Origin of the sequence: Mesorhizobium sp. M7A.T.Ca.US.000.02.2.1, from assembly GCF_003996995.1 — a bacterium.
Classification (GTDB): domain Bacteria; phylum Pseudomonadota; class Alphaproteobacteria; order Rhizobiales; family Rhizobiaceae; genus Mesorhizobium.
Genome location: NZ_RZTT01000597.1, coordinates 1 through 2,773, shown reverse-complemented (window position 1 = coordinate 2,773; position 2,773 = coordinate 1). Strand labels below are relative to the sequence as shown.

General features: G+C 64.1%; 2 protein-coding genes and 1 pseudogene. 1 reads left to right on the top strand and 2 read right to left on the bottom strand.

What is annotated here, in order from left to right:
• Nucleotides 1-995, top strand: a 995-nt coding sequence (mgtE, locus tag EOD15_RS32230; RefSeq protein ID WP_127409202.1) for a magnesium transporter, incomplete at its 5' end; no start/stop codon positions are given.
• Nucleotides 996-1,055: 60 nt separating this feature from the next.
• Here the strand turns inward: mgtE and gor are convergent.
• Entirely contained in the window at nucleotides 1,056-2,447 is a 1,392-nt protein-coding gene (gor, locus tag EOD15_RS32225; RefSeq protein ID WP_127318740.1) for a glutathione-disulfide reductase, read from the bottom strand.
• Between the two features lie 117 nt (nucleotides 2,448-2,564).
• Nucleotides 2,565-2,773: pseudogene (locus EOD15_RS32220) on the bottom strand (hypothetical protein); the annotation flags it as partial.

Here is a 2,773-nt window from a genome sequence, read left to right as displayed (position 1 = left end):
GTGCCGCATCGATCATGACGACGGAGTTCGTCAGCGTGCCCTCGGACTGGACCGTCGGGCAAACGCTCGACTACATCCGCAAGGTGGAGCGGACGCGCGAAACCGTCTACGCGATCTATATCGTCGATCCGCAGACGCACCTGCTCGTGCGCTCGACGGGCCTGCGCCGGCTGATCACCGGTGAGCCTGACGATCCGATCATGACGGTGGCGCCGGATCACCTTCCGGTGACGGTCGGCCCGCTGACCGATCGCGAAACCCTGGCGCAGACGATTTCCAAATACGATCTGCTCGCCGTTCCGGTCGTCGACCATGGCAAGATCCTCGGCATCGTCACCATCGACGACATCATCGACACGATGGTCGCGGAGACGACCGAGGACGCGCACCGTTTCGGCGGCATGGAGGCGCTGGACGAGCCGTACATGAAGATGAGCTTCCTCGCCATGATCAGGAAACGCGGCGGCTGGCTGTGCGCGCTGTTCATCTCGGAGATGCTGACGGCCAACGCCATGCAGAGCTATGAGGGCGAGCTGGAGAAGGCGATCGTACTGACGCTGTTCATCCCGCTGATCATGAGCTCCGGCGGCAATTCCGGCTCGCAGGCGACCTCGCTGGTCATCCGCGCGCTGGCGCTGCGCGAGATCGGTCTTGGCGACTGGTGGCGGGTGGCGCTGCGTGAGCTGCCCACCGGCTTGGTGCTGGGCGCCATGCTCGGCGTGGTCGGCGTCTGCCGCATTGCGCTGTGGCAATATATGGGCTTCTACGATTATGGCCCGCACTGGCCGCTGATTGCCACCACGGTGGGTGCTGCACTGGTCGGCATCGTCACCTTCGGTTCGCTGTCGGGGTCGATGCTGCCGTTCGCCTTGAAACGTATCGGCTTCGACCCTGCCAGCGCATCGGCGCCGTTCGTCGCCACGTTGGTCGATGTCACCGGGCTGGTGATCTATTTTTCGGTGGCGCTTGTGATCCTGCGCGGCACGCTGCTGTAGCGACTATCTCCGCCGTGGCATGACCTTGCCGCGGCGGAGTTCCTCAACCCGGATTTGCCGTCAATCGACGCGCACGCCGTCCTTCACGCGATAGGTCGGCTTGTACATGGTGACCAGTTCTTCCGCCGCTGTCGGATGCACGGCCATCGTACGGTCGAAATCGTCCTTGGTCAGGCCGGCCTTCAACGGGATGCCGAGCAGCTGCGCCATCTCGCCTGCATCCGGCCCCAATATGTGGGCGCCAAGCACTTTTCTCGACGCGCCATCGACCACCAGCTTTATCAGCATCTTCTCGTCGCGCCCGGACAGGGTGTGCCGCATCGGCCGAAATGTCGCGCGGTAGATCTCGATGTCGGGGAAGCGCTTGACGGCGTCGTCCTCCGACAATCCGACTGTGCCGATCTCCGGCTGTGAAAAGACAGCGGTCGCGATCGTCTCGTGATCGGGCGCGGTCGGATTTCCCTTGAAGGCGGTTTCGATGAAGCACATCGCCTCATGGATCGCCACCGGCGTCAGCTGCACGCGGTTGGTGACGTCGCCGATCGCCCAGACGTTGTCGATGTTGGTGCGGGAATATTGGTCGACGGCGATGGCGCCAGTCTTGGTCATCTCCAGTCTGATGCCTTCCAGGCCCATATTCTCGGTGTTGGGAATGCGGCCGATAGCCAGCATCACCTGGTCGACGGTCAGCACCTCGCCGCCGCTGACGAGCGCGTCGAGCCGGCCGTCCGGCCGCTTGCGGATCCATTCGGACACGGAATGGCAGAGGATCCTTATCCCCTTCTTTTCCATCGTCTCGTGCAGCATGCGCCGCAGGTCCATGTCGAACCGGCTGAGGATCTCCTTGCCGCGATAGACCAGCGTGGTGTCGACGCCGAGACCGTGAAAGATGTTGGCGAACTCGACGGCGATATAACCGCCGCCCTCGATCATGATCGCCTTGGGCAATTCCTTGAGGTCGAAAGCCTCGTTGGAAAAGATGCAATGTTCATGACCGGGCAGCGCCGGATGCGCCGCCGGGCGGCCGCCGGTGGCGATCAGGATCTGGTCTGCCGTGACGGTGCGATCCTCGCCCAGAAGATGCACGACATGCGGATCGACGATCATGGCGCGCGAGTGGAAGGTCTCGCCGCCGGCGCCCTCGACGTTCCTGACGTAGATGGCCTCCAGCCGGCTGATCTCACGATCCTTGTTGGCGACCAGCGTCTGCCAGTCGAAACTGGCTTCCGGCACCGTCCAGCCATAGCCGGCCGCGTCGGCGAAATGCTCGGGAAATTGCGAGGCATAGACATAGAGCTTCTTCGGCACGCAGCCGCGGATGACGCAGGTGCCGCCATAGCGATATTCCTCGGCGATGCCGACTCGCTTGCCGAGAGCCGCGGCGACACGCGCCGCCCTTACCCCGCCCGAACCGCCGCCGATGACGAAAAGATCGTAGTCGTAACCAGCCATGACGCGGCTCCCAGGCTTCAGAAATGTGTCAGACAGGTAGGCCGCAAACCGTCAAAAGAAAAGCCCGGACAGGCCGGGCTTTCGCGGGAGGCCGCAAGGCCATTTGAAAATGCGGGGTCAGTTGTTGTCCGCAGGGGCCGCCCCATCGGCGGGCGCTGCGCCATCGGCCGGAGCGGCGGCTCCGGCGGCGGGCGCGGCAGGTGCAGCCTGCGCCTTTGCCTTGGCGGCTGCGGCCAGCGTTTCGCCGACCTGCTGGGCGAGATCGCGGCCGAGGCCGTTCTGCCAGATGTCGGCTGCCTTGACCAGTTCGCGGGTCACCGTCGGGC

Excerpts from the sequence above, each read along its gene's own strand:
- gor (WP_127318740.1), bottom strand. The coding sequence starts at position 2,447 with ATGGCTGGTTACGACTACGATCTTTTCGTCATCGGCGGCGGTTCGGGC.